Origin of the sequence: Floridaenema aerugineum BLCC-F46, from assembly GCF_041929345.1 — a bacterium.
In the GTDB taxonomy this organism is placed as follows: Bacteria; Cyanobacteriota; Cyanobacteriia; order Cyanobacteriales; family Aerosakkonemataceae; genus Floridanema; species Floridanema aerugineum.
Genome location: NZ_JBHFNQ010000161.1, coordinates 18,087 through 44,340 on the forward strand (window position 1 = coordinate 18,087; position 26,254 = coordinate 44,340).

Below are 26,254 nucleotides of genomic sequence, written 5' to 3' on the forward strand. Positions count from 1 at the left end.
TGAGGTTTCGCCATCAAATTCCGTTTCTGTGTCTGATGAGATTTCGCCATCAAATTCCGTTTCTGTCTCAGGTGAGGTTTCGCCATCAAACAATAATCAAACGGAACAGGTAGGACAGCCAAAGCGTGACCTGGCTTGGCAGGTTGCTTCTAATTTACTGGTAAGTTTTAAGTATGCTTGGGCGGGACTGAGATATGGTTTTGGTACCCAACGTAATTTTCGCATTCATGTTGCGATCGGAATTCTCGCAATTTCACTAGGCATTTTTCTCCATCTGAGTCCAGTGGAAATGTCTCTGATAGGAATTACGATCGGATTAGTCCTGGCAATGGAGTTAATTAACACGGCAATTGAGTCAGTAGTTGACTTAACTGTGAAGCAAACTTACCATGAACTAGCTAAGATTGCTAAAGATTGTGCAGCGGGTGCTGTGCTAGTTTCCGCTCTGGCAGCTATTTTAGTGGCAGGTTCGTTGTTGTTGCCGCCTCTGTTTGCGCTAATGGTGCAATCAAATCTGTTTTCGATTTTTGATTAGCAATTTTAGAGAGTAAAATTTAAAATTGTCTCTGTTTTCTCGACCCTTGGCTTTAGCGATCGGGTCAATCTAAAATTGAGAATCAGAAATCGGAAATTGTTTGGCTAAAGGAGTATAAAAATTTGATTCTAGTAATTGATAATTACGATAGCTTTACTTACAATCTGGTGCAGTATTTGGGAGAGTTAGCTTCTGAATTCCCTCTAGCTGCTGATATTCAGGTTTACCGCAATGACCAAATTACTTTAGAGCAAATTCGCGAACTCAAACCAGATGGAGTGGTAATTTCTCCGGGGCCCGGAAGACCTGAAGATGCAGGGATTTCTCCAGATTTGATTCGAGATTTGGGTGCAACTTTACCAATTCTCGGCGTTTGTTTGGGACATCAGGCAATGGGTCTAGTGTTTGGCGGTAAAATCGTTTCTGCCCCTGAATTAATGCACGGTAAGACTTCTCCGGTTTATCACAAAGGCGTGGGAGTTTTTCAAGATGTGGAAACTCCAATGACTGCTACTCGTTATCACAGTTTAGTTATTGAGAAAGAAACTTGCCCAGAAGTTTTGGAAATTACTGCTTGGGTGGAAGATGGCACAATTATGGGTGTGCGTCACCGAGATTATCCCCATATCCAAGGAGTTCAGTTTCACCCAGAAAGTATTCTCACCAATTCGGGAAAACAACTGCTGCGGAACTTTCTCAAGTCCCTGTAGGTGCAGGGGAGATGGGGAGATGGGGAGATGGGGGGATGGGGGGATAATTTATTTAACTACCTCCCTACCTCCCTACCTCCCTACCTCCCTACCTCCCTAACCCCTAACCCCTAACCCCGCCCCAGTCCCCAGTCCCCAGTCCCCTTTTAAAGGGTAGAATCTCTATGGTTGTGTAAAAAATAGGGAATCATGAAACGGCGAAAGTTGCTACGTTATACGGGGGCGAGTTTGCTTACAGCTTTTGGTACTGCTATTGCTTCAGGATGGCAAGCAACGCAAGCCCAAACGGGTAATTCGCTGTCAATTAGATGGCTGGGGCACACTTGCTTTTTGTTTACTAGTGGTAATCAGCGTGTTTTAGTGAATCCTTTTCGCAGAATTGGTTGTACTGCTGGTTATCGTTTGCCAAATGTACAGGCAGATTTGGTGTTAATTAGTAGTCAATTGTTTGATGAAGGTGCGGTGGAAGGATTGCCTGGTAATCCTAAAATACTTTATGAACCGGGTGTTTATCAGTTTAACGGTATTCAGTATCAAGGTATTCGTACTTATCATGATACGCTGGGTGGACGCAGGTTTGGGACGAATGTTGCTTGGCGTTGGACTCAAGGTGGGATTAATATTTTGCATTTAGGAGGGGCGGCTGCACCAATTGAAATTGAGCAAAGAATTCTCATGGGAAAACCAGATTTGTTGCTGGTTCCTGTGGGTGGTGGTGCGAAAGCTTATAATCCAAATCAAGCAATGGAAGCAATTAAATCTCTGAATCCAAAGTTGGTAATTCCTACTCATTACCGGACTCAGGCTGCTGATGCTAATAGTTGCGATATTGTGGGTGTGGAGGAGTTTTTGAAGTTGACGGATGGTAGTGGTATGCCTATTCGCAATATTAATAGTGATTCTGTAACTATTAATGCTGCTGATTTGCCTGCTAGTGGTTCTACTGTTAAGATTTTGAGTTATCAGTTTAATTCTGTTCCTGTTGAGCCAAGACGGAGTAGTTAAAGGTTTTATCAATTCTTAAAGTTTGTAGTAAGGGAACGACTGAAGTCGCTACTACAAACTTACAAGGTTACAAAGTTATTTCGCGCTAATTAACTAAAGTTAGAATATCATAATAGTTTTTAGATAGTCAGCACTTATGCAAACAGAGTACAAAAAGCGTCGGGAAGAGTTAATGGCGAAAATTGGCAATGGTGTTGCTATTTTTCGCAGTGCGCCTGTGGCGGTGATGCACAATGATGTGGAGTATGCTTACCGACAAGATAGCGATTTTTATTATTTGACGGGGTTTAATGAGGCGGATGCGGTAGCAGTTTTAGCACCTCATCATGCGGAACATCGGTTTATTTTGTTTGTGCAACCAAAAGATAAAGAAAAGGAAGTTTGGACGGGATATCGAGTAGGGGTGGATGCGGCGAAGGAAAAGTATGGTGCTGATGAGGCTTATCTGATTACTGAATTAGATGAAAAGTTGCCACAGTATTTGGAGAAAGCTGATAGAATTTATTATCATTTGGGACGCGATCGCAAATTTAATGAAACTATCCTTTCCCATTGGCAAAGGTTAATTGCTACTTATTCTAAACGGGGTACAGGTCCGATCGCTATTGAAGATTCTAATTTTATACTTCATCCGATGCGCTTGATTAAAAGTGAGGCGGAATTAGAATTGATGAGAAAGGCGATCGCAATTTCTGTAGAAGCACATAATCACGCCAGAGAATTCGCTAAACCAGGACGTTACGAATACGAAATTCAAGCAGAAATGGAACATATTTTTCGCTTGCGGGGTGGCATGGGGCCAGCTTATCCTTCGATTGTAGCTTCGGGCGCGAATGCTTGCATTTTACATTATATTGAGAACGATCGGCAATTACAAGAAAATGATTTGCTGTTAATTGATGCAGGTTGTTGCTATCAATATTATAACGGCGATATTACCCGGACATTTCCCGTAAATGGCAAATTTACACCGGAACAAAAGATTATTTACGATTTAGTTTTGACTGCACAATTAGCTGCGATCGACCAAGTAAAACCGGGAAATCCTTGGAACTTAGGACATGATACCGCAGTGCGAATTTTGACGGAAGGGTTAGTTGAGTTGGGACTGTTACAAGGTGACATCGAAGAAATAATTAAAGAGGAGAAATACAAGGCATTTTATATGCACAAAACCGGACATTGGTTAGGTTTAGATGTGCATGATGCAGGTATTTATAAATATGGTGAAGATGCTTGGCAAACTTTACAACCGGGACAAATTTTAACTGTAGAACCAGGAATTTATATTTCACCTGATTACCAACCAGCAGAAGGACAACCTGAGATAGATGACAGATGGCGCGGTATTGGAGTTCGTATAGAAGATGATGTGTTAGTCACCGAGTCAGGAAATGAAATTTTGACTGCTGGTGTACCCAAATAAAACCGCTTTCTATCAAGGAATGATGGGAGCGTGAGAACCCCTAGCTTTTAAGTAGGGGATGAAACGCAACGCACGGGGATTAATCCCCGTGTTTCTTCGCTCAATTTAAGATATACTAAAAACATAAAAGGAGGTGATAACTCTGTTTAAGACTGTTCCAATTAAAGCTAAGTTTACCGAAGAAGAAAAAGTTTTTTGGGTTGACCAAGGTAAAAATTCAAATAGCTTAATAAATTGCGCCATTTACCATACTCGTCAAGTCTACTACGATAGGCTGTCAAATATGGATAATTCCTTCACAACTTATTGGGTTGGCGATGAACTGCGGTCGGGATGGAAGACATATAGGTGTCACACAACTTATCCACAGTTAGACAAAGTGCACAAAGACAATCCCCACTACAAAGCATTGGCAGCACAAGCCGCACAACAAACTTTGCAAACGGTTGGTGAATCAATTAATAGTTACAACAAATTGGTAAATCTCTACTACCAAGGAGAAGTTGACAGGCCATCATTACCTAAATATCGAAAGAAGGGCGGACTAGCAGCAATTACCTTCCCAAAACAAGCACTCATTTACAAAAATGGGTGCTTTTATCCGTCTGTGAGTAGGGAAACAAAACCTGAATTGATTACAGAAATTTCACTTCTTTTGCCAGAATTTATCGATGCTGATTGGGTGAGAGAAGTGAGAATTCGCCCTAATTTAGGAGAATTCTGGATCGACTGGATAATTGACGACGGAAAAAAGCCAATTAATATCAACCCTAACCTGGATTACACTCAAGCGTGGGGATTCGATCATGGTGGAACTAATTGGTTAACTGGTGTTTCTACTCACGGAAAAAGCCTGATTATTGATGGTAAAAAACTGAAATCAATGAATCAAGGTTACTGTCGTTTGGTAGCTAAATACAAACAAGGGAAATCCGAATTTTATTGGGATGAAAACCTGGACAGAATTCAGCGTAAACGTAACAATCAAATGCGCGATGCGATTAATAAGGCTGCTAGATTTATTATCAATCAATGCTTAAATGACCGGATTGGGAATTTGGTGATCGGCTGGAATGAATCACAGAAAAACCGCCCTGATATGGGAAAACGCAACAATCAAAATTTTGTTGTTATCCCTACGGGACGGTTAATCGAAAGACTCAAACAACTTTGTTCTGAGTACGGAATTCAACTTACGATTACCGAGGAAGCCAATACTTCTGTCGCTTCATTTCTTGATGGTGACTCTCTACCAAAACACGGTGAAAAACCCGAAACGTGGAAGGCATCTGGTACAAGAATTAGGCGTGGTTTGTATCGCACGAAGTTGGGTTGTTTAGTCAACGCTGATGCGAACGCAGCCGCGAACATTATCAAGAAGGTAGCCACACAGCTAGGCGTTTGCCTAGCCGAGGTGGGTAGGGCATCTTTGACAATGCCACAACGAATTGATTTGTTCAATAGGTTGGATAAATCATATCGTAAAAAGACGTTGCGTAGCGTATCTTTAGATCGCTACGCAACATCCTTTTAGAATCCCCTTTGTTTCAAAAAGGGGAGATGTCAAGATGGATTTACTGTTTAAGATTGATTGGTATAAGGTATTGGTTCCCAGTACCTCAATTGCCGAACTTTTTGTGCGCGGAACGCTAGTTTATTTGATGTTATTTGCGATTCTGCGCTTTCTTCCTAACCGTCAAATTGGTACGGTGGGAATTTCCGATTTGCTAGTAGTAGTGTTGTTTGCTGAAGCTGCCCAAAATGCAATGGCAAGCAACTATACGGCGATTTCTGATGGTGTAATTTTAGTAAGTACAATTATTTTCTGGAGTTACACCTTAAATTGGTTGGGTTTCAAATTTCGGAGGTTTCAGCGCTTTTTAAATCCGCCGCCAACACCATTGGTAGTTAATGGCAGAATGATGCGACAAAATTTGGAACAACAATTAATTAGTCAAGATGAATTAATGAGTATGCTGCGGAAACAGGGAGTGCAAAAAATGAGTGAAGTAAAATTAGCATTTATGGAGTCGGATGGCAACATTAGTGTGATTACTAACTCAGCAAAATCTACTATTTCTAAAGAAGTATCACAGGATGAATCTGAACTTATGCCACAGAATAAATAATTTGATGTCCGAGAATTTTCAGCAACTAGGCTTTTTGGGTTGCTACTGAAGCAGGGTAAGTTGAGTAAAAGTACTTAATTACTCTGCTAAGTTATTAATTTACTTGCTGCTAGAGAGATGCAGAAAAGTTAGATAAGGTCATAAAATTAACTATTGTTACTGCGGTTACTCGCTGATATGGCTAGAGATAATAATTTTTTTTACTGTTTCGGGAAAATAGTTTGCAACGGACGGAAAATTAAGTAAATTACTGTTAGTGAAAATAGGTTGGGGCTGGAGCAATGCAAGTTGTAGATTTTTCTGTAGATTCTCAAGGGGAAAAGTTTCGCTTTCTGCAAGGTCAATTGCGCGATCGCTGGCAGAGTATCGAAGGTGTTAATCTGGGAGATTATGATATTTTAGTGATTCCTTCTGTAAGTTTAGATCAGCGGGAACTACAGAAAGTGGAAGGATTTTTGAATTACGAAGAACGATTACTTTTTTCGTTAATACGGTTGCGAAATCCGCGAACCAGAGTAATTTACGTAACTTCACAACCTTTGCCACCAATAGTAATTGATTATTACTTACAATTGCTGCCAGGAATTCCATTTTCTCATGCACGCGATCGCTTAATGTTATTTTCCACTTATGATTCTTCTGCCAAACCTTTAACCCAAAAAATATTAGAACGTCCTCGTTTAATGCAGCGGATTCGTCAAGCATTAAGACCAGATAAATCTTTTATGATTTGTTATAACGCTACTCAATTAGAAAAAGATTTATCCTTACAGTTAGAAGTACCTTTATTAGCCGCAGATCCAGACTTACTTTACTGGGGAAGTAAAAGCGGAAGTCGGCAAATTTTTGCTGAGAGTGGCGTACCTTATCCTGATGGAAGCGAACTGGTAAATAATGCTGATGATTTAGCAGAAGCAGCTGCGGAACTTTGGGAACGTCAACCACATTTACTAAGGATGGTAGTTAAGCTAAATGAAGGTTTTTCAGGCGAAGGAAATGCCGTTTTGGACTTGAGAGAAATAGCTAATATGGCACCTGGTACTGTTTCCCATCGAGAAAGAGTGGGGGCGATTAGCGATCGCTTTACTTCCATGAGTTTCCAAGCTAAAAATGAAACATGGGAAAACTTCTCTAGTCGCATTCCTGAACTAGGCGCAATTGTCGAAGCTTTTATAGAAGGAGAAAAAAAGCACAGTCCTAGCGTTCAAGGTAGAATAACCCCCGAAGGTGAAGTAGAAATTCTCTCAACTCATGACCAAATTTTAGGCGGTTCTGACGGTCAAATTTACTTAGGTTGCTATTTCCCCGCCCAAGAATCTTATCGCTTAAAGTTGCAAGAATTAGGATTAAGAGTAGGAAAAAATCTCGCCGAAAAAGGTGCATTAGAAAGGTTTGGCGTTGACTTTATTGCTGTACGTCAACCTGATGTATCAGGTAAAGCGCAATGGGATTTACAAGCAATTGAAATTAACCTGAGAAAAGGTGGTACTACTCACCCGTTTATGACTCTGAAATTCTTAACAACTGGGCGTTATGATATGGCAACTGGCGTATTTTATAGTCAGCAAGGTAGCGCCAAATATTATATGGCTACTGATAACTTACAAAAAGAACGTTATCGCGGTTTGTTACCAAATGATTTGATGGATATTATCGCCGATCATCGCTTACATTTTGATACGAGTACCGAGACAGGAACAGTATTTCATTTAATGGGTTGTCTCTCAGAATTTGGTAAATTAGGATTAACTTGCATTGGTAATTCTCCCCAACAAGCTAAAGATATTTACCACAAAGTAGTTAAAGTTTTAGATGAAGAAACCAAAGAAACAGCTATTGACGCTTATGCTTTATCATCTCATTGTTTACCAATGACTTGGCATGAGTAATATAGTTTGGCAAAAATAGACATTTATTTTACATCATCTACCCAACAAGAAGACTAGGCTTACATCTGTGTTTATCTGTGGTAAAAAAACCTAGATATTGGAATTTATTTTATTCACTGCTTCAGAGTTTATTCAGAGATTAATTGGGAGATAGTAACAAGGATTCCTTATGCTATAATTTGATCCTGTTTGGCAGCAAACAATCATGAACTTCTATTAAAGTGAAGATAAAGGAAAATCAAGTGACTCAAACTGTTGCCACAGCTGCCCATTGCATTAATCCTCATTGTCCACGCCCTTATCCCCAAACGAGGAGCAATAATTTTTGTAGTGTTTGTGGCGCACCATTGCGAATTTTCAACCGTTATATACCACTCAAAAAATTAGGAGTTGGAGGATTTGCTGCGATTTATACAGTTTGGGATGAAAAAACTAAAAAAGAGCGAGTGTTAAAAGTTCTACTAGAAACTTCTCCCAAAGCTTTAGCATTATTTGAACAAGAAGCCACAGTTTTAGCAAGTTTACGCCATCCCGGAGTACCAAAAGTAGAACCTGATAGTTTTTTTCAGGTTACTTTCGGAAAGTCTCCAGAAGTTGTTTTGCCCTGTTTAGTAATGGAAAAAATTTCCGGTAAAACTTTAGAAGATATTTTAGAATATCATCAATATCAAGGTTTGCCGGAAGCATGGGTGCAAAATTGGCTCAAACAAGCTGTATATATTTTACGAGAATTACACCAACGTAAAATTATTCATCGTGATATTAAACCCGCCAATTTAATGTTAAGAGAAGGCACAGAACAAATAGTATTAATTGACTTTGGTGGGGCAAAACAAATAGGTGCTAAACAAGCTAATTATCAGGCAAGTTCAACAAGGTTATTTTCTCCGGGATACAGTCCCCCAGAGCAAATTGCCGGGGCGGTAGTTGGGCCTAATGCTGATTTTTATGCTTTAGGAATGACCTGCATTCACTTACTTACAGGTAAATATCCCTTAGATTTGGAAGATCCTAAAACCGGAGATTTACATTGGGAAAATTTTACTAATGTTAGCCCAGGTTTGGCTAATTTGCTGGATGATATGATCCAGCCAAATATTGAAAAAAGACCAGCGAATGCTAATGAATTATTAGCTAGAATTAGAAAAATATCTTCTCAAACAATTACATCAACTGTTGCTAAAGCAATATTTCAAGTTATTAGCAAGTTACCCGCTGATTTATTTAAACTGTCATTAGCTATTTTAGCATTATTTGGTCAATCAATTACAAAAACAATAGTTTTATTTTGGAAAGCGATCGCACATTTAACCAAAGCCTTTCTGAGTACTTTATGGCTAATAACTTTAGGTGGAATTGGTGGCTTTTCTGGGGCGATAGTGGGTCATTTATTAGCTTATCAAACAGCTTTTGCTAAAAAATTAGATTACTTGATTTCCGAAAATTTGCCTCTATTAACTAATCTTACTATCTTCCCTACTTCAGGAATTGTTTTATTTAGTTGCGTTGGTTTAGTGACTGCTTGGGGCTTAATGTTAGCCGGAAATTTAGGGCAGAAACGGCGTTATTTAACTGCAACAATTCTGGGAATAGTAAGTTATGGATTAGGTTATCTTGTTATGCAAAAAGTACCATCAAGCGCCATGTTACCACAAGATTCTATATTAATGATAGGAGTAGCAACTTTTATATTAATTTGGGGTTTAGGTTTACCAAGCCATAAAATAGTTTATGCTTTGATTAGTAGTGTAGGTACATCTTTTGCCTTGTTAGGTTTATTACAATTAGTGATGAATATTGTTGTAATCATACTTGGCATATTCGGCATACATAATAATTTTATCAGCAGCTTTAACTGGGCAAATCCTGTTTTTAATATGGTATTTTTTAGTAGTATGGGAATCATAATTGCTTTCTGGTTAAGTGTAACTCACTTTTTTGTTGTACCCGTTCTAAAAATGTTGGGTTGGCGTTAAGTAAAAATGCGAAATTATTTACAGTTTAATTCATCACCACCTATAATTATTGCCCATCGAGGCGCAAGCGGTTTCCGTCCAGAACATACTTTAGCATCTTATGAATTAGCTATTAGTTTAGGTGCTGATTATATTGAACCGGATTTAGTTTGTACAAAAGATGGTGTATTAATTGCACGTCATGAAAATGAAATTTCTACTACTACTAATGTAGCTGAATGCCTCGAATTTGCTAATCGTCAAACTACTAAATTAATTGATGGTAAATCAATCACTGGTTGGTTTACTGAGGACTTTACATTAGAAGAGATTAAAACCCTGAAAGCTAAAGAAAGATTGCCTTTTCGAGATCAAAGTTTTAACAATCAATTCTCAATTCCGACTTTTCAGGAAATTATTGATTTGGTCAAGGTGAAAAGTGGGGAAATTGGTCGATCGATCGGAATTTACCCAGAAACTAAACACCCAACTTATTTTGCTTCCATTGGTTTACCTTTAGAAGAACCATTAATTGAAATTCTTCATAATAACGGATATAAATCTGCTACAGATCCGATTTTTATCCAATCTTTTGAAACTGGAAATTTGCAAAAGTTGAGAAAATTAACTGATTTACCATTGATTCAATTACTAGAAAATTTTGGGCAACCTTTTGACTTGGTGATGAATGGCGATTCGCGCACCTACCAAGACTTAACCGCACCCCAAGAATTAGCAAAAATTGCCGAATACGCCGCCGGAATCGGCCCAAATAAACAAATGATTATCCCTGTAGATAGTGATGGCAAATTACTAAATCCTACATCTTTAATTGCCGATGCTCATGCTGTAGGATTACTAGTTCATCCTTACACTTTCCGTAACGAAAAGCAATATTTAGCACGCGATTATAACGATAATCCAGAAACAGAATATGAGCAATTTTTTAACTTAGGTGTAGATGGCGTATTTACTGATTTTACTAATACGGCATTAACAGTAATTCAGCGAATATGGTAAAGTATTAATAACGAGAAATTACCATTCCTAATCATATCGTCATGTCACAACAGCGGACTGTCATTCCTCAGACAGAACCTCCCCTTCCGGCAAAGGAAACTCTGCCGACAATGTACGATTTGCCTAGCGAAAACCCGGAGGAACCTGGTTTGCCTGATGAGTTTCACATTTGGCAACCGCAGTTGCTTACTCGCACCTTGCAATTAACAGATTATCCGCCTTCACGCCTCTTTGTTGGCACCGATTTAAACTTGTACTACGATGTGAAAAATCCTTTGTGGCACAAGCGTCCTGATTGGTTTCTCGTTTTAGATGTACCGCGCTTGTATGAAGGAACAGATTTGCGTTCTAGTTACGTTGTTTGGCAAGAAGGAGTGAATTCATTTTTAGTTGTGGAACTGCTTTCGCCGGGAACAGAAAAAGAAGATTTGGGAGAACTGGCGCTGTTAGAAGATGACGAGATTTCGGAAGTAGATTCTACGGAAATTAACGGACAACCGAAGAGAGAAATACCGCCGAGAAAATGGGACGTTTATGAGCGAATTTTACGAGTACCTTATTATGTTGTATTTAGTCGGTATAGCGATCGCCTACGCGGATTTAAACTCAATGGTGGACGCTATCGAGAACAAAGTATAGATCCTGAAAAACCTCTGTTTTTGATTCCCGAACTAAAATTGGGATTGGGAATTTGGCAAGGAGAATTTGAGGGAATTAATCGTTCTTGGTTGCGCTGGTGTGATCAGGAGGGAAATTGGTTACAAACAGAAGCGGAACGAGAACGACAAAAACGAATTCAATTAGCAGAAAAGTTAAAGTCGCTTTCTGCCGAACAATTAGCAGCTTTAGGAATTAGTCTTGAGGATTTGGAATAGTAGAACTAAGTAGGGCTTGCTGAATAAGTCTATTGGTGGGGGTAGGGACACGGCATCATTAATATTTGCCACTCTTACGTTATCTCTTTCATGCCTTGTCCCTACAATTTCCTCGAAAGGAGTATTGAATTTTGCGCCAAAAGGTCTGAAAAACTTGCACTTGTATATGCAAAAAAGGCGCTTTCACCATTGCCTATCTTACTTTTTACTTTTATTCAGCAAGCCCTAAGTAGGTATGTATAAATCAAGTGACAATTAAGGCGGGCAGGATGCCCACCCCACAAGAGTTATAGCTTTCTTGTGGGGTGGGCATCCTGCCCGCCCTATCCTTAGCGTAACGCACCCTTCAACTGAGCAATGATTGAGTTAGGAACTACTTGCAACTGACCAATCTTGCTTGAATTGAGATTCAGGTAACTGAGTATATTCAGAAACAATTTTTCGTAACTCTTCACCATCAATTGTTTCCTTGTCAATCAATAAATCGACTAAGCGATCGATCAAAGTGCGATTTTCGCTAATAATGCCTTTCGCATCGTCATAGCATTTTGACACAATCAATCTTACCTGTTCATCGATATGAGCCGCGATCGCTTCCGAATATTCCGCACGATTGGCAAAATCTCGACCTAAAAACACCTCATTACTCTGAGTTTCTAAAGCTAACAGACCCAACTCCGACATTCCGAAACGAGTCACCATTTGCCTTGCTAAATTACTCACTTGTTGCAAATCGCCACCTGCACCCGTCGTAATTTCCGCATCACCGAAAATCACCTCTTCCGCAGCGCGTCCACCCAAAGCATCGCAAATCATCCCAATTAACTGCGACTTAGAAATTAAACCCCGTTCTTCATTAGGAGTAAACCAAGTTAATCCCAACGCTTGACCGCGAGGAATCAAAGTTACCTTTTCTACTGGATCGTGACCTTTCATCAAAGTCCCGACGATCGCATGACCAACTTCATGATAAGCAATTAACCGCTTCTTCTTGCTATCAACCAAAGGCGTACCTTCCATTCCCGCAACCACCCGATCGACAGCATCATTAACTTCCAGCATGGTAATTGCTTCTTTGCGCCGTCTAGCGGTCAAAATTGCCGCTTCATTCAGCAAATTGGCTAAATCTGCACCAGTAAAACCGGGAGTTCTGCGAGCGATCGTTTCCAGCGACACCTCCTCCGACACCTTCTTATTCCGCGCATGAACCTTGAGGATTTCCAAACGTCCCTTCATATCTGGTGCATCTACGATCACTTGTCTGTCAAAGCGTCCCGGACGCAACAAAGCAGCATCGAGAACATCAGGACGGTTAGTAGCAGCAATAATAATAATTCCCGAATTACCTTCAAACCCATCCATTTCCGTGAGTAACTGGTTTAAAGTTTGCTCCCTTTCATCATTTCCGCCACCAATCCCAGTTCCCCGCATTCTCCCAACGGCATCAATTTCATCGATAAATACTAAACAGGGAGCATTTTCCTTCGCTTTTTTAAACAAATCGCGGACGCGGGAAGCACCCACACCGACAAACATTTCCACAAACTCTGAACCAGAAATACTAAAGAAAGGAACACCAGCTTCTCCAGCAATAGCCTTAGCTAACAAAGTTTTTCCAGTTCCCGGAGGGCCAATTAACAATACACCTTTAGGAATTTTCGCACCCACAGCCGTAAACCGTTCTGGCTGTTTTAAGAAAGTTACAACTTCTTGTAATTCTTCTTTTGCTTCCTCAATACCCGCTACATCTTCAAACTTAATTCCGGTTTTCGCTTCCATTTGAAAACGAGCACGAGACTTACCAAAATTCATTGCTTGGTTAGAAGCATTAGCCGATCGGCGTACAATCATCAACAACCCAGAAATTAACAGAATCACCAACAGTAAATTGATGACAAAGCCTAAAGCGGCGCTATTATCAGTTGTTGGTTGGACAGCAAATTGGACTCGCTTCGATCGCAGCTTTTCAATTAACTCTCGATTATCCTCAAACAAATTCACCGTTGCTGGCGAATCCGTCTTATCAGCACCCTGCAATTCCACCCTAGCTACACGCTGCGTCGGATCGATATCAACCTTAGTAACTTTACCCGCATCTATTTTCTTGAGCAACTCATTGTAACTCATCGTTTCCTGCTGGTCAGAAGAAGCTAGAACAGGGGGAACTCCAGGCAACGCACTCTGTAACAATAACCAACTAGCTGTAATCGCTCCCGTCAAAAACACATTTTTCTTAGGGTGCTGTCTGCTCGACTTTTTCATCCAGGAATTTTTCATAATGCGTTAGCCCTTTTGCTGCTGTGATTACCCAGATTACCCAAGGGTAATTTAAGAAAAGACACTCTTATTGATCCAGTGTAGCTAAAGAGGAGCAGGGGAGCAGGGGGGCAGAGGGGCAGAGGGGCAGAGGGGCAGAGGAGCAGAGGGGCAGGGGTGCAGGGGAGAATTTAAAACTTAAAACTCTTCCTATCTTCCTAACTCAACACTCAAAACTTAAAACTTAAAACTTTCTACAATAGTGTGCGATCTTCTCTAGAATAGGTTTGCTATAAGTAACCGCTCTCACAAAGCCAGTTAGAATCAAAATTCAAGAAAGCCTAATGTATTTAGATACTCCTACTGCTCAACCCGTGCCTTTAATATTGGAAAGTTTACCCGTTCCAGCTAATTTTGACGATCGCGAGTTCCCCAAACGCTCTCGGCAGCAAATAGACTTGATTTTACTGGTAATTGAAGCCTTAGATATTGGTGGTTCGGAAGCGATCCTCAGTGCGGCTAGGGAACTAGAATTGGAAGGAATTATTAAAAATCGGGTAACATTGTGGCGATTGCGCTGTACTAACCCCATGCGTCGTTACAGTCAACGTCATTCTCTGAGTGTAGTCGAAGCCAAGGCATTGGTTTTGATCGCCTGCAATTTAGCAAGGCGGATGACAGTTCTGATTCGACAGTTGTTACTGGCATATCAACAATTGTCCGAAAAACAATTGTCAGTAGAACATCATTTTCGACTATCTTACTTTTTGGAGCGCTTCCGCAAACATTTTCGCAGCCGGATGAATCCCCGACGCTCTGGAGTGGTAGCCTATAGTTCAGACGAAAAGTTGAATGAGTTAGCGATCGCTCTATTAGGACAGTTGCTCTTTTGTACAGGTACTTCTGGAATGCAACGCTTTTGGACTAGTCTGTTTGATGGGGAAATTTAAAACGGCTCACGGTAATCAAGCATGACATTTTCCAGAGGAAGGGAACAGGGAACAGAAAACAAGGAACAAATATTTCGCCTAACCTTGTCTTAGCTGATATTGATAGCCGATTAACACAAACGAACAACCCGGAAATAACTAACCCTAAAAACGAATACAAACCCCCCACTGGAGTTAACCTAAAATCTGAAATCTAAAATCTAAAATCTAAAATCCCATGACGACGATCCAACGACAGTACAGCTTGCCTAATTGCACCCTGATCCTAGAAGGGTTGAGTGAAACCACAGGCGGTATCATTCAAACAGAGATGCGCCCAGTCTTAACAATTTTAGTCAATGCCGAATGTCGTTTGGCAGGTTATACAGGGCCATCTTTAAGTGGCGGAAGAGACTTTTTTGAAAGTTTGGTGACAGCAGTTAGCAGCTATGCTCAAGAAATTTTAAGTGGTTTCCCCCATCAACATCAACATTCAGAAAATGGTCATGTACCATTGGTGCAGTTGCGCCGCAATGGGCAAAATTCACATCGGTTAATTGTCCAACCACAAAATTTAAATGCTTTCTCTAATGGTGTTACTTCACCTACAACTCCGACAAATCCCATTGAAGTTGATTTATCTACGGTGCAACTGTTTGATTTAGTGGAAGCTGTAGATCAGTTTTTTGCTGATAGCCAAACTTTGCCTAGTTTAGGGTTGAAGTTAGCGCCAGCGGAAAAACGCTTTGCTAAGTCGGATGAAGATTTGGTGAAACAAGCTGCACCAGCTGCTTTGGGTTTGTCTAGTTTAGCATTGGCTGCGATCGCACTCTTTTTCGCCCCCATTCCTGAAGTACAAAGACCTAGAGATCCTTTACCAGAAAATAATTCTGGTGTTGTCTCCCCGAATTCTACTATTCCCGGACAACCTGCCACCACCGATCCTCCCTTACCTCCCCCAACAACCACTCCTCAATCTAATTTAGGCAAAGAAACTACCACGCCTCTAACTTCCTCTACCACCGAAGTTCCTGCCAATTCTCCCGCAACACCAATAGCCGCACAAGCTCCACCCACTACTTCCAACTTCGGAGAACAAACGAACGCAGTCGCTACTCCCGCACCAGTCACCGCCCCAACTTTACCCCCAATAGATTCTTCCGTTGCACTACAGCCAACTCCCGCACCAGTTGCACCAACTACACCCCCAATAGATTCTTCCGTTGCACTACAGCCAACTCCCGTACCAGTTGCACCAACTGCACCCACAACTGCACCTAATTCAGTAGTGCAAACTCCTGTCGCTGTACCAACTATTCCACCACCAAATGAGTCAACTTTAGGCTGGCAAACTCCGGCAACTACTTTACCTCCGACTACTCCTTCTACTTTAGGGGAACAAACTCCGGCAACTACTTTACCTCCGACTACCCCTTCTACTTTAGGTGGGCAAATTCCTACAACTTCAGGAGCAACTTTAGGGAGAAATAATGAAATTGTTGATGCCCCTTCTCTAAGAGTTTTGAATCGTAATCTTTACAACCAAATTAAACAACGTAGGACAGAAATTACTAAGTTTCCTGAACAATTAGTTTATCGGGTTGCTATGCGCCCAGATGGAACAGTGGTAAAGTATGAACCTCGTAACCAACCTGCACAAGAATATTTAAACCAAACTCCCCTCCCTAACTTGGGTGTTGCTAATATTCCCACTGATTCTACTAGCGTAAATGAACAACCAGTTGCCTATTTTAAGGTTGTGTTTACTCCCAAAGGTGTTTTGCAAGTCAGTCCTTGGCGAGGTTATCAGTAAAGCTACTAGAAAATCCCGGATTGTTCCCTGACCATTAATGTATTTCATCAGTTAGGATAGAAAATATTTATTATTCTTTTTTCTATTGCAACTGATGAATATGAACTCCAATTCTCCCATTCCGGGGCATCAGAAAATAGCCCCTCATTCCCGGAAATTTTGGACTAATAAATTCAACTTGGGGAAAAATGCCGTCAGTCGCCTGAGCATTAGCACTAAAATTAGATGTGGCTATGCGCTGGCTCTGAGTATTGCGGTTTTAGGCACAATTATAGGTATGGGGCTGGGTAATTATTATGAAGAAGCTTTTCGGAATGAAGCTGAAAAGTGGCATGAAACGGGCGTGCTGCTTAATGATTTACAAATAGCTGTTTTGCAAGCGCGATTGCATCAACAACAATTGGTCGCTTTACTGGAAAAACCACAAGATTTTCAAAATGAACATTCCGATTTTATTGAACAGATTCTTAATGTTAAATTACTACTTCAAAAAGCCAAAAATTCTTTAAAAACTCAACAAATTACGGGAGCTAATGCTTTTTTTACAACTTATGAGCAAGTAATAGAAGATTATTTACTACAGACAGAAAGTGTAATTAAAGAAATCAAAAAATCCAGTTTAAACCCAAAAGAAATTACCCAATTACAGCAATCGCTATTAAATTTAACTATCAGTGAACCAGTACTTAAATTTGATGATTATTCCACTAAATTAGCGGTAATTGCTAGTCAGGCTTTTCGGGAAGAAAGCATAGCAGAAAATAATGTAGAACTGGGTGAAGAATTACAAATGGGAATCACAATCTCTAGTATGTTCGTATCAGTGATCCTAGCGATATTCTTAGCAATCTATACTAGTAGAGCGATCGCACGCCCTTTAAAAGCTACAACTGAAATAGCCCAAAAAGTTACTCAAGATGATAATTTCGACTTACAAGCACCTGTAACTACCAGCGACGAAGTAGGCGTTTTAACTATATCTTTAAATCAATTGATTAGTCGGGTAAAACATTTATTAGAAGAACAAAAATCCGCAGCAATTCGACAAGAAGAGTTACAAAAAGTGCAGTTGCTTCAAAGTGAAAAAATGTCTAGTTTAGGGCGCATGGTTGCTGGAATAGCTCATGAAATTAATAATCCGGTAAACTTTATTTATGGCAACCTTGTCCATGCTAGCGAATATGTTACCGACCTTTTAGATATTTTAGCAGCTTACGAACAAGAACTTACTCAACCATCTTTAGCTTTACAGGAAAAAGCTGAAGAAATCGATTTAGAATTCTTGCAGGAAGATTTACCAAAAACTTTGCAATCAATGACGGTGGGTGCAGAAAGAATTCGCCAAATTGTGCTGAGTTTAAAAGACTTTTCTCGCTTGGATGAAGCAGAAGCTCAATTAGTTGATTTACACGCTTGTATTAACAGCACTTTATTAATTTTGCATAATCGCATCAAGAAGGGAATTAAAGTAGTGCTTAACTATGGCGATATTCCCAAAGTTACAGGTTATACAGGTTTTCTTTATCAGGTATTCATGAATTTGATTAGTAATGCGATCGATGCTTTAGAAGAAAGCAAAACTACAGAAAACACTCAAGATAAGGAACTTTTAATTACTACCGAACGCTTAGATCATAACTGGGTAATGGTGCGAATTGCTGACAACGGTTGCGGTGTTTGTCCTGAAAATATGGAGAAAATTTTTGATACATTTTTTACCACAAAACCCAGAGGTATTGGTACAGGTTTAGGGTTAGCAATTACTCGGCAAATTGTAGAAGAAAAACATGGGGGTAAAATTACTTGTACTTCTGAAGTTGGTAAAGGTACGGAATTTGCGATCGTACTTCCCACTACTCCTTCCCCAGAAAAAGCCTCCGTTAGTTCGTTGTCAGGACTTTAGTCCTTTGATGTTGAAAAGCACGACTAAAGTCGTCACTACAAACTGAACAACTAAAGTCGTCACTAAGAACTACGAACTTACCGGATAATTTCTCGCATATAATTTCCCCAAAGTAAAGCAGCTTGAGCACTACTTCCTCTAGTTGGCGAATTATTATCATTTCCCAACCAAACGCCAGTAACTAACCTTTGACTGGGAACATATCCCACAAACCACAAATCGCGGTTATCGCTGTTAGTACCTGTTTTCCCTGCTTCTTCTCCTAAACCTAAAGAGGCATTTCTTCCCGTACCAAATTGTACCACTCCGCGCAATAAAGTATTCATTCGATCGGCAACTTCGCGACGTAAAACTCTTTGAGAATTGGCGTTTTTATCAGGATCAAAAGAGTAGATTTCCGGGCAAGTTTTCAAATTTTTGATATCACGACAAAAACTACTATCACGAATCCGAACAATAGCATGAGGACGATTCCATATACCATTATTGGCGATCGCCCCAAAAGCACCAGTCATTTCTAAAGGATAAACTTCACTTTGTCCTAAAGCTAACCCAGGTACAGGATTAAGTTTAGATTCAATTCCCATTCTTTGTGCCATTTGCACAACATTATCTAAACCCACATCTTGCGCCACCCTTAAAGCAATTACATTTTCCGATTGCGCCATTCCATTGTACATATTGGAGCTACCGCCTCCTGTCCGTTCGCAACCTGGATAACGTTGTCGCCAAACTAAAGGCGCACAAGAATAAGATCTATTAGGCGAAATCCCTCGATCCAATGCTGCTGCATAGCTAAAAACTTTAAAAGTTGATGCTGCTTGGCGGTGTGCTTGAGTAACACGATTAAATTGACTTTGTTTGTAATCTAATCCTCCCACCATCGTTAAAATTGCCCCTGTTTTAGAATCAAGAGTAACGATCGCCCCCTGAGAAAACCGACTATTTGCACCAGCATTATTAATAGCACTTCGCAAAGCTGCTTCCGCTTTAGCTTGCATTCTCAAATTCAAATCAGTTTCAATGATAAAATTTCCTTCTCTCGCTAGTTCTTCTCCCAACAAAAACTCCAATTCCTGAAATACATAACTATAGAAATAGGGAGAAATTGTATTAGCTTGTTCCTGACAAACTTTCGGGGTAACTTCTAGGGGCGATCGTCTAGCTTTATTCGCCTCCTCCACAGTAATTTTACCTTGCTGCAACATCCGAGCAATCACCCCATTTCGCAAAGTAATTGCTCTTTCCCGCGCCTGACTATCACCACAAGGATTGAAGTTATTTGGTGCAGGTAAATTACTCACCAAAGTCGCCGCTTCTGCTAAAGTTAAATTTCCCGCTGACTTAGCAAAATAATACTGAGAAGCATCTTCAAAACCATAACTATCCCCGCCCAAAAATACCCGATTCAAGTAAGTTAATAAAATGTCATCTTTACTGTAAAAGAACTCTAATTTTAAAGCCACAATTGCTTCTCGCAACTTGCGCCCCAAAGAATCTGCCGAACCTACATAATCACGGAATAAACTGCGGGCTACTTGTTGGGTAATTGTACTACCACCTTGACGATCGCCACCTTTACTAATAATAAAACTCGCTCTAGCAATCCCGATCGGATCGACTCCCAAATGCCAGTAAAAACGTTTATCTTCCGAAGCTACTACCGCCTTCGGTAAATAAGGAGAAAAATCACTTAATTTCCTAAATTCCACATGAGCATTATTGCGCGGAGTTCGCAAAGGCGTTTCATCACTGGCATAAACAACAACTGGCCCTCTGGTAGCATTAGGTAAAGGATGAACCGAGAATTTTTGCCACTCCAACAATACTGTAATTGCTAAAAGTGCCGTTAACCCACTAATGCCATAAACGCCCCAACTTATCGCTTTTTCATACCAAGTTGGCGGATCGTAATATTGAATTCTCACCCCACCAGCTAATTCCCTTGGCCCTAAAGTCAAGATATCACCATGACGCAATTTTCTTGATGAAACCCTCTTTCGACCACGATAAATCCCATTCGTCGAGTTTTCATCTTTAATCAGAAAAGTCTTCTGTCTGCGTCCAGTGCGAGTCAAAGACAAGTGAATTTGACTAACAACTGGATTACGTACCACAATATCGCAAGATTTAGAACTACGACCTAGTTTATAGCGATCGCCCAACAGCGGATAAACCTCCGCTTGATCTGCATCAGCATCCTGAACGCGCAATTCCGGTACTCTAGCATTGGGCTTCAATGCTAGCTTAGAAAAATTTACCTTCGCTTGTACCGTTTGCACTGCTTGGGTGATAGCACCCATAATTGTCTGACGTGGTTTTTGGGGATGGGGAGGAGTCATATCGTCTTCAGTGGAACACTCTTAATTAGAACTGACTTAGGGACTCTTGGGACAAGGGGGATACAGAGAAAATTTTTTCAGACCAACAAAGGGGTTTGACTATATTGGGAGAATAACTCAGCATTTCCCCTACTTTTTATCATGACCCAAGTTTAGGTAGTAGGGTTACAGGAGTGCAGGGATGCAGAGGGAAAATTTCACATTAATATTAAGTACGTTGTGGCACTGTCTTCGCTCTTATTACAACCCAGATGTAAGCGCTAAAGCGCAACAACATACTTATTTCTTAGTAACTGGCAACTTGAGTTAGTCTTAGTTTGTTATTAAAAAAGCAGTTGCAGTAATCAAGTTTATCTGTATTTTACCTGTAGTTTAGTTTCAATTAAATTAACAAACAAAACCCCCATACAAAACTAACAAATTACTCCCCTCTGCCCCGGGAGCGCTCTGCCCCGGGAGTCCTCTGCCCATTCTCAGCGTGAGGTTTACGAAATATCGCAATAAACAGGCAAGCAATTCCCACATTAATACATACATCCGCCACATTAAAAACCGGGAAACTAATTAACCGAAAATCGAAAAAATCCACCACATAACCTAAAAGAAATCGATCGATCCCATTACCAACAGCGCCCCCTAAAATAAAACCATAGCCCAATTGATCCCACAAAGGTAAATGCGGCCCAAACCAAGCCATAGCCATCAAAGCTAAACTTACCAGCAAAGATAGCCAACGTAACCAGCTACCATCCTCGCTAAACAAGCTAAAAGCGGCACCAGTATTTCTTACATAAGTAAGATGAAAAACCCCCGACCACAAAGGCCAACTTTCATTTAATTCAAAGTTTTGCCACACCCAATATTTAGTAATTTGGTCTATAACAATACAAATGAAGGCAACAATCCAAAAAAAACGATTTTTAATCATTGGTTAATAGTCATTAGTCATTGGTCATTCGTTATTTGAGAGTAATTTAATCTTCAATCGCCTCATTTAAACTCGTCAATTTTACTTATTTACTAGCCCAAATACAAATGACCAATGACAAATGACGAATGACCAATGACAAATGACAAATGGCAAATGACCAATGACTAGTAAAACATGATACGTCTGAGGATAAAAGCTAACACCGTAGCTGCACAAACCAAAGCTAATTGACCAGGAATAGGGTCTAAAGAGTACTTTTGAATATCTGGAACTATGGGAGAAATAGTTTCTGTACTCGCCAAAACTATGTAATGAGTACCAACTAAATAAGCGACACCTACTAAATGAATCACTAGCAAACCGCAAAGGCAGCTAAAAGCTAAAGATTCTAATTTCGGTGGTTGGCGAAATGCTAAATAACCACATATCCAAGCACCAGGAACAAATCCTAACAGATATCCAAAACTAGGTAATTTCAGATAGGCAAAACCCCCGCCTTGGGAAAAGACTGGAAACCAAGTTAAACCCAGTGCTAAATAAGCTATTTGGGAAAGTGCACCTGCGTTTTTACCACCTAGACAACCTACTAATAGTACAGCACCAATTTGATAAGTGACTCCTAAAGAGTGAATGGGAATCCCTGACTCACTCCAGTGCCAAGGCAAAGCAGTTACAGATGCTTCTAAAAAGGTGCCACCAATGGTAAGCAGTAAACCAATGAAGGCCCACAAAAATTCAGTGGCAGAAAACACAACTATTGGTAATGGGTAATGGGTAATGGGTAGTTGGTAGTTGGTAATAGTTCGTTGAGTTAATTTGGAACTACGAATTTTGGGGAATTGGTGCTTCGCCGCCTTGTAGTCCCAGTTTTTCTAACATGGCATGGTCTTGTTCTGGGGGTTGTCCGATTGTGGTTAAGTAATGTCCAATTAACATGGCGTTAATTCCGGCTTTTAATCCCATTGCTTGCAGTTCTCCCATCACGGCTTCTCTTCCCCCAGCGTAGCGGAGAATTTGTTCTGGTAGAATCATGCGAAAGATCGCGATCGCCTTTAGTGCTTCTATAGGATCTAGTTTAGGGCGATCGCCTAACGGTGTCCCCGCTCTCGGATTTAACAAATTAATTGGCACCGACTCCACCTGTAATTCCCGCAAAGCTAAAGCCAAATCTACTCTATCTTCCCAGCTTTCACCCATGCCAATTATTCCACCTGTGCAAGCTTGAATTCCCGCAGCTTTCAGGTTTTTCACTGTTTCTACTCTGTCTTGCCAAGTGTGAGTAGTGACAATTTGCGAATAAAAGTTTTCTGACGCTTCTAAATTATGGTTGTAGCGACTTACACCTGCTTCTTTCAGTGCTTGGGCTTGTTCTGCGGTCACTTCTCCCAAAGCACAGCAAGGTTTAATATTAGTTTCGGCAATAATTTGCCGCACTGTTTCTAAAATGTTTTCCAACTCTGTTGATTTGGGACTGTTATATTTAATACCTCTTCCCTGACTAACTAAGCAAAATCTCTTAGCACCTGCCGCTTCAGCTGCTTTTGCTTGGGCTAAAATTTCCTCTTTCGACTTTAGACCATAAACAGGCGAATCATTACCGGGATGATGAACAGATTGGGAACAAAAACCACAATTTTCCGAACAATTGCCCGATTTAATGTTAACGATGCTGCATAAATCTACTGTATTACCACAGCAAGCTTGACGCACTTGGTCAGCAGCGGCACACAATAACAAAATGTTTTCTTCACCTTCTATTTTGGTGAGTGCGATCGCCTCCTGACGACTGAGCCTTTTCCCAGCTATAATTTCCTCTGTTAGCCCTTGTAACCATTCGCTCAACGGTTGCTCAACATTAAGAGCATCCTCATCCACAACAGAATTATTAGAAGTTAATAACGGCGTTTCTATCACACTTAACCCTCTATTACTAAAAAGTCAGTTTACCCCACAAATATCATCTCATAAATTAGTGAGTAGCAACCTGTTTTACTTTTTACTCACCCAAACGGAGGAATTTTTTCCGTTAACCTTATCTTTACCATAAAGAGCTATGCTGCTAAGGGTTTTTAACAAAAAAAGCTGAAAAATTACCCCCAATGATTTTACGTCTTACACTCACCAGCCCCAAAACTATAGCTGCTGCCCTTTCTGGCGTAGCCTTAACCATTGGCTTAGGTGCTTGTGGCCCTTCACAAACCACACCTACAGCTACCGATACTCCGGCTGCTCCTGGCGCTAGTCCAGCGGTAGCACCGGGAACACCCACTACGACGACTCCATCCAGACTGGACTTACAGCAAAACGTACTATTATCTGGTGCTGGTGCATCTTTCCCCGCACCCTTGTATCAACGTTGGTTTGCAGATTTCAACAAAGCCAATCCTAAAGCTAGAATTAATTACCAGTCAGTTGGTAGCGGTGCAGGTGTCCAACAGTTTATCAACGGTACAGTAGACTTTGGCGCTAGCGATGTCGCCATGAGTGACGAAGAAGTGCAAAAAGCCAAAAATGGCGTACTCATGCTACCAGTAACAGCAGGAGGCATCGTCTTAGCTTACAACGTACCTGGTGTACAAACAGGCTTAAAACTACCACGAGATGTTTATGTAGATATCTTTTTGGGGAATATCAAGACTTGGAATGACCCCAAAATTGCCGCAGCTAACCCAGGCGTAAACTTACCTAACACACCCATCAACGTCGTTTATCGTGCAGATGGTAGCGGCACCACAGGCGTATTCACCAAACATTTAAGTGCAGTTAGTCCAACTTGGCAATCTAAAGTCGGTGACGGTAAGACTGTATCTTGGCCTGTAGGTACTGGAGCTAAAGGAAACGAAGGCGTAACTGCTCAAATAGCCCAGACACCAGGCTCAATTGGTTACATTGAATATGGTTACGCCAATCAAAATAAAATCCCCTTCGCCACCTTACAAAATAAAGCAGGCAATTTCGTTACTTACAACGACCAAACAGCTTCTAACGCTTTAGACGCAGTAGAACTACCAGAGAACTTACGAGCTTTCATTGCTGACCCAGAGGGAGCAGAATCTTACCCCATTGTCAGCTATAGCTGGTTGCTAGTTTATCCGAAATATCAAGATCCAGCCAAAGCTAAAACTATGGAAGCAGTAGTAGAATACGCCTTGACTGAAGGACAAAGAATTGCTCCGCAGTTAGGTTATATCCCCCTGCCACCGAAAGTTGCTTCTAGAGTTGCTACCGTTGCTCAAGCAATTAGCCCAGATTACAACATTGCAGTTGCTCCTCCAGCTGGAACTCCTGATACAACCGCTGCTAGTCCAGGTGCAACGACTCCAGGCGCAACTACCACCACTCCCGGTGCCACAACTCCAGACACTACCACTACTCCTGGTGCCACAACTCCCTCGCCAGCTACTACTCCTTAGTTACAAAAGTTACTAGCAAGCACTTTTGCTAGTAAAATCCTTTTAAGCTGAAGGCAATCAAATAGGTGTTAGTAGCATTGCTCAAAAATGCGAAATCAAGTTAAGTTAGTTCTCTCATTTCTCTGTTCTTTATAAATCTTTCGTTAGAGCAATCATGAGTAGTATTGATGCCAAGAACAATTCTAGTATTTTCCAACCACCTACAGCGTTGGATAAAAGGTTAGATACTGGCTTTGTTTGGTTAACTCGTTTATTTGCTTTAGGAATTGCAGTTTTATTGCTATGGATAGCATTTCAGGTTGCTAAAGATGCTTTCCCTGCAATTCAAGCTTTTGGATTGGGATTTATTTTTCAAAGTGCTTGGAACCCAGTCACAAATCAGTTTGGGGTATTACCGCAAATTTACGGAACCCTAGTTACTTCTTTAATTGCTTTGCTGATAGCTGTGCCAGTTGGAGTGGGTACAGCAGTAATTTTGAGCGAGAACTTTTTGCCACTTAAAGTTCGTACAATTTTGGTATTTTTGGTAGAACTACTAGCAGCAATTCCTAGCGTAGTTTATGGAATTTGGGGGATTTTTGTGGTAATTCCCTTGCTGCGAGAAACTCTGGGAGCATGGTTAAATAGTTGGTTTGGTTGGTTTCCTTTGTTTAGCACTCCTTTAGCAGGTCCCGGTATTTTACCTGCGTCTTTGGTGTTATCAATTATGATTTTACCAATCATTACTGCTATCTCTCGTGATGCTTTAACTTCTCTACCTCCTGATTTACGCCAAGCGTCTTTGGGTTTGGGTGCTACTAGATGGGAAACTATTCTCCAAGTGCTGATTCCGGCAGCAATTTCTGGTATTGTTGGGGGCGTGATGTTGGCGTTAGGTCGGGCTATGGGAGAAACAATGGCAATCACCATGTTGATTGGTAATGCTAATACGATTAATACTTCTTTGTTAGCGCCAGGAAATACTATTGCTTCTCTGTTGGCTAGTCAATTTGCGGAAGCCAGCGGTTTGCAAGTTTCAGCTTTACTATATGCAGCTTTAGTGCTGTTTGTTTTGACTTTGATAGTCAATATTTTAGCTGATTTAGTTGTCCAAAGAGTCAAGCGAATTTAGTGAAAGCTGATT

General features: G+C 40.7%; 20 protein-coding genes. 15 read left to right on the forward strand and 5 right to left on the reverse strand.

Annotated elements, in window-relative coordinates:
• Nucleotides 1-40 precede the first annotated feature (40 nt).
• The 10 genes from ACE1CC_RS20630 (at nucleotide 41) to ACE1CC_RS20675 (ending at nucleotide 11,544) form a co-directional block, all read left to right on the forward strand.
• Nucleotides 41-535: a diacylglycerol kinase gene (locus tag ACE1CC_RS20630; protein WP_459563889.1), complete on the forward strand. Its 495-nt coding sequence runs from the start codon at nucleotides 41-43 to the stop codon at nucleotides 533-535.
• Between the two features lie 122 nt (nucleotides 536-657).
• Nucleotides 658-1,245, forward strand: a complete 588-nt coding sequence (locus ACE1CC_RS20635) for an anthranilate synthase component II (protein ID WP_413272314.1) — start codon at nucleotides 658-660, stop codon at nucleotides 1,243-1,245.
• Between the two features lie 189 nt (nucleotides 1,246-1,434).
• Nucleotides 1,435-2,250 carry an MBL fold metallo-hydrolase gene (locus ACE1CC_RS20640; protein WP_413272315.1) on the forward strand — a complete coding sequence of 272 codons (816 nt, stop codon included), beginning with the start codon at nucleotides 1,435-1,437 and terminating at the stop codon, nucleotides 2,248-2,250.
• 136 nt (nucleotides 2,251-2,386) lie between these two features.
• Complete coding sequence (locus tag ACE1CC_RS20645; RefSeq protein ID WP_413272316.1) at nucleotides 2,387-3,676, forward strand: aminopeptidase P N-terminal domain-containing protein; 1,290 nt, start codon at nucleotides 2,387-2,389, stop codon at nucleotides 3,674-3,676.
• A gap of 142 nt (nucleotides 3,677-3,818) precedes the next feature.
• Nucleotides 3,819-5,210 (forward strand): RNA-guided endonuclease InsQ/TnpB family protein, encoded by a 1,392-nt coding sequence (locus ACE1CC_RS20650; protein WP_413272355.1) that lies wholly within the window; start codon nucleotides 3,819-3,821, stop codon nucleotides 5,208-5,210.
• 34 nt (nucleotides 5,211-5,244) lie between these two features.
• A complete protein-coding gene (locus tag ACE1CC_RS20655; RefSeq protein ID WP_413272317.1) occupies nucleotides 5,245-5,805 on the forward strand; it encodes a DUF421 domain-containing protein in 561 nt (186 codons plus the stop codon).
• A gap of 281 nt (nucleotides 5,806-6,086) precedes the next feature.
• A complete protein-coding gene (locus ACE1CC_RS20660; protein ID WP_413272318.1) occupies nucleotides 6,087-7,694 on the forward strand; it encodes a peptide ligase PGM1-related protein in 1,608 nt (535 codons plus the stop codon).
• A 242-nt stretch (nucleotides 7,695-7,936) separates the two neighbouring features.
• A complete protein-coding gene (locus tag ACE1CC_RS20665) occupies nucleotides 7,937-9,670 on the forward strand; it encodes a serine/threonine protein kinase (RefSeq protein ID WP_413272319.1) in 1,734 nt (577 codons plus the stop codon).
• 6 nt (nucleotides 9,671-9,676) lie between these two features.
• A complete protein-coding gene (locus ACE1CC_RS20670; protein ID WP_413272320.1) occupies nucleotides 9,677-10,669 on the forward strand; it encodes a glycerophosphodiester phosphodiesterase in 993 nt (330 codons plus the stop codon).
• A 41-nt stretch (nucleotides 10,670-10,710) separates the two neighbouring features.
• Nucleotides 10,711-11,544, forward strand: coding sequence for a Uma2 family endonuclease (locus tag ACE1CC_RS20675; RefSeq protein WP_413272321.1), 834 nt, complete (start codon nucleotides 10,711-10,713; stop codon nucleotides 11,542-11,544).
• Between the two features lie 366 nt (nucleotides 11,545-11,910).
• On the opposite strand, the gene ftsH is transcribed toward ACE1CC_RS20675, so the two are convergent.
• Nucleotides 11,911-13,821: an ATP-dependent zinc metalloprotease FtsH gene (ftsH, locus tag ACE1CC_RS20680; RefSeq protein WP_413272322.1), complete on the reverse strand. Its 1,911-nt coding sequence runs from the start codon at nucleotides 13,819-13,821 to the stop codon at nucleotides 11,911-11,913.
• A 323-nt stretch (nucleotides 13,822-14,144) separates the two neighbouring features.
• Here ftsH and ACE1CC_RS20685 point away from each other — a divergent pair, with 323 nt between their 5' ends.
• The 3 genes from ACE1CC_RS20685 (at nucleotide 14,145) to ACE1CC_RS20695 (ending at nucleotide 18,445) form a co-directional block, all read left to right on the forward strand.
• The gene (locus ACE1CC_RS20685; protein ID WP_413272323.1) at nucleotides 14,145-14,750 is read left to right on the forward strand and encodes a DUF3038 domain-containing protein; all 606 of its coding nucleotides are present in this window, start codon (nucleotides 14,145-14,147) and stop codon (nucleotides 14,748-14,750) included.
• 217 nt (nucleotides 14,751-14,967) lie between these two features.
• Complete coding sequence (locus tag ACE1CC_RS20690) at nucleotides 14,968-16,542, forward strand: DUF4335 domain-containing protein (RefSeq protein ID WP_413272324.1); 1,575 nt, start codon at nucleotides 14,968-14,970, stop codon at nucleotides 16,540-16,542.
• A gap of 100 nt (nucleotides 16,543-16,642) precedes the next feature.
• Nucleotides 16,643-18,445: a sensor histidine kinase gene (locus ACE1CC_RS20695; protein WP_413272325.1), complete on the forward strand. Its 1,803-nt coding sequence runs from the start codon at nucleotides 16,643-16,645 to the stop codon at nucleotides 18,443-18,445.
• 77 nt (nucleotides 18,446-18,522) lie between these two features.
• Here the strand turns inward: ACE1CC_RS20695 and ACE1CC_RS20700 are convergent, their stop codons facing one another.
• From ACE1CC_RS20700 to bioB, 4 genes are all read right to left on the reverse strand, one after another.
• On the reverse strand, nucleotides 18,523-20,787 hold the full coding sequence (locus tag ACE1CC_RS20700) for a transglycosylase domain-containing protein (protein ID WP_413272326.1): 2,265 nt from the start codon (nucleotides 20,785-20,787) through the stop codon (nucleotides 18,523-18,525).
• Between the two features lie 421 nt (nucleotides 20,788-21,208).
• Nucleotides 21,209-21,715: a signal peptidase II gene (gene lspA, locus ACE1CC_RS20705; RefSeq protein ID WP_413272327.1), complete on the reverse strand. Its 507-nt coding sequence runs from the start codon at nucleotides 21,713-21,715 to the stop codon at nucleotides 21,209-21,211.
• A 167-nt stretch (nucleotides 21,716-21,882) separates the two neighbouring features.
• Nucleotides 21,883-22,470, reverse strand: coding sequence for a biotin transporter BioY (locus ACE1CC_RS20710; protein ID WP_413272328.1), 588 nt, complete (start codon nucleotides 22,468-22,470; stop codon nucleotides 21,883-21,885).
• Between the two features lie 70 nt (nucleotides 22,471-22,540).
• Entirely contained in the window at nucleotides 22,541-23,593 is a 1,053-nt protein-coding gene (gene bioB, locus ACE1CC_RS20715; protein WP_413272356.1) for a biotin synthase BioB, read from the reverse strand.
• A 224-nt stretch (nucleotides 23,594-23,817) separates the two neighbouring features.
• On the opposite strand from bioB, the gene pstS reads away from it, so the two are divergent.
• Both pstS and pstC read left to right on the forward strand, forming a co-directional pair.
• Nucleotides 23,818-25,131: a phosphate ABC transporter substrate-binding protein PstS gene (pstS, locus tag ACE1CC_RS20720; RefSeq protein ID WP_413272329.1), complete on the forward strand. Its 1,314-nt coding sequence runs from the start codon at nucleotides 23,818-23,820 to the stop codon at nucleotides 25,129-25,131.
• Nucleotides 25,132-25,285: 154 nt separating this feature from the next.
• Nucleotides 25,286-26,242 (forward strand): phosphate ABC transporter permease subunit PstC, encoded by a 957-nt coding sequence (gene pstC / locus ACE1CC_RS20725; protein WP_413272330.1) that lies wholly within the window; start codon nucleotides 25,286-25,288, stop codon nucleotides 26,240-26,242.
• Nucleotides 26,243-26,254: the final 12 nt, after the last annotated feature.

Excerpts from the sequence above, each read along its gene's own strand:
- ACE1CC_RS20670 (WP_413272320.1), top strand. The coding sequence starts at position 9,677 with ATGCGAAATTATTTACAGTTTAATTCATCACCACCTATAATTATTGCC.
- ACE1CC_RS20700 (WP_413272326.1), bottom strand. The coding sequence starts at position 20,787 with ATGACTCCTCCCCATCCCCAAAAACCACGTCAGACAATTATGGGTGCT.
- ACE1CC_RS20655 (WP_413272317.1), top strand. The coding sequence starts at position 5,245 with ATGGATTTACTGTTTAAGATTGATTGGTATAAGGTATTGGTTCCCAGT.
- ACE1CC_RS20660 (WP_413272318.1), top strand. The coding sequence starts at position 6,087 with ATGCAAGTTGTAGATTTTTCTGTAGATTCTCAAGGGGAAAAGTTTCGC.
- ACE1CC_RS20690 (WP_413272324.1), top strand. The coding sequence starts at position 14,968 with ATGACGACGATCCAACGACAGTACAGCTTGCCTAATTGCACCCTGATC.
- ACE1CC_RS20640 (WP_413272315.1), top strand. The coding sequence starts at position 1,435 with ATGAAACGGCGAAAGTTGCTACGTTATACGGGGGCGAGTTTGCTTACA.
- ACE1CC_RS20645 (WP_413272316.1), top strand. The coding sequence starts at position 2,387 with ATGCAAACAGAGTACAAAAAGCGTCGGGAAGAGTTAATGGCGAAAATT.
- pstS (WP_413272329.1), top strand. The coding sequence starts at position 23,818 with ATGATTTTACGTCTTACACTCACCAGCCCCAAAACTATAGCTGCTGCC.
- ftsH (WP_413272322.1), bottom strand. The coding sequence starts at position 13,821 with ATGAAAAATTCCTGGATGAAAAAGTCGAGCAGACAGCACCCTAAGAAA.
- pstC (WP_413272330.1), top strand. The coding sequence starts at position 25,286 with ATGAGTAGTATTGATGCCAAGAACAATTCTAGTATTTTCCAACCACCT.
- ACE1CC_RS20695 (WP_413272325.1), top strand. The coding sequence starts at position 16,643 with ATGAACTCCAATTCTCCCATTCCGGGGCATCAGAAAATAGCCCCTCAT.
- ACE1CC_RS20675 (WP_413272321.1), top strand. The coding sequence starts at position 10,711 with ATGTCACAACAGCGGACTGTCATTCCTCAGACAGAACCTCCCCTTCCG.
- ACE1CC_RS20685 (WP_413272323.1), top strand. The coding sequence starts at position 14,145 with ATGTATTTAGATACTCCTACTGCTCAACCCGTGCCTTTAATATTGGAA.
- lspA (WP_413272327.1), bottom strand. The coding sequence starts at position 21,715 with ATGATTAAAAATCGTTTTTTTTGGATTGTTGCCTTCATTTGTATTGTT.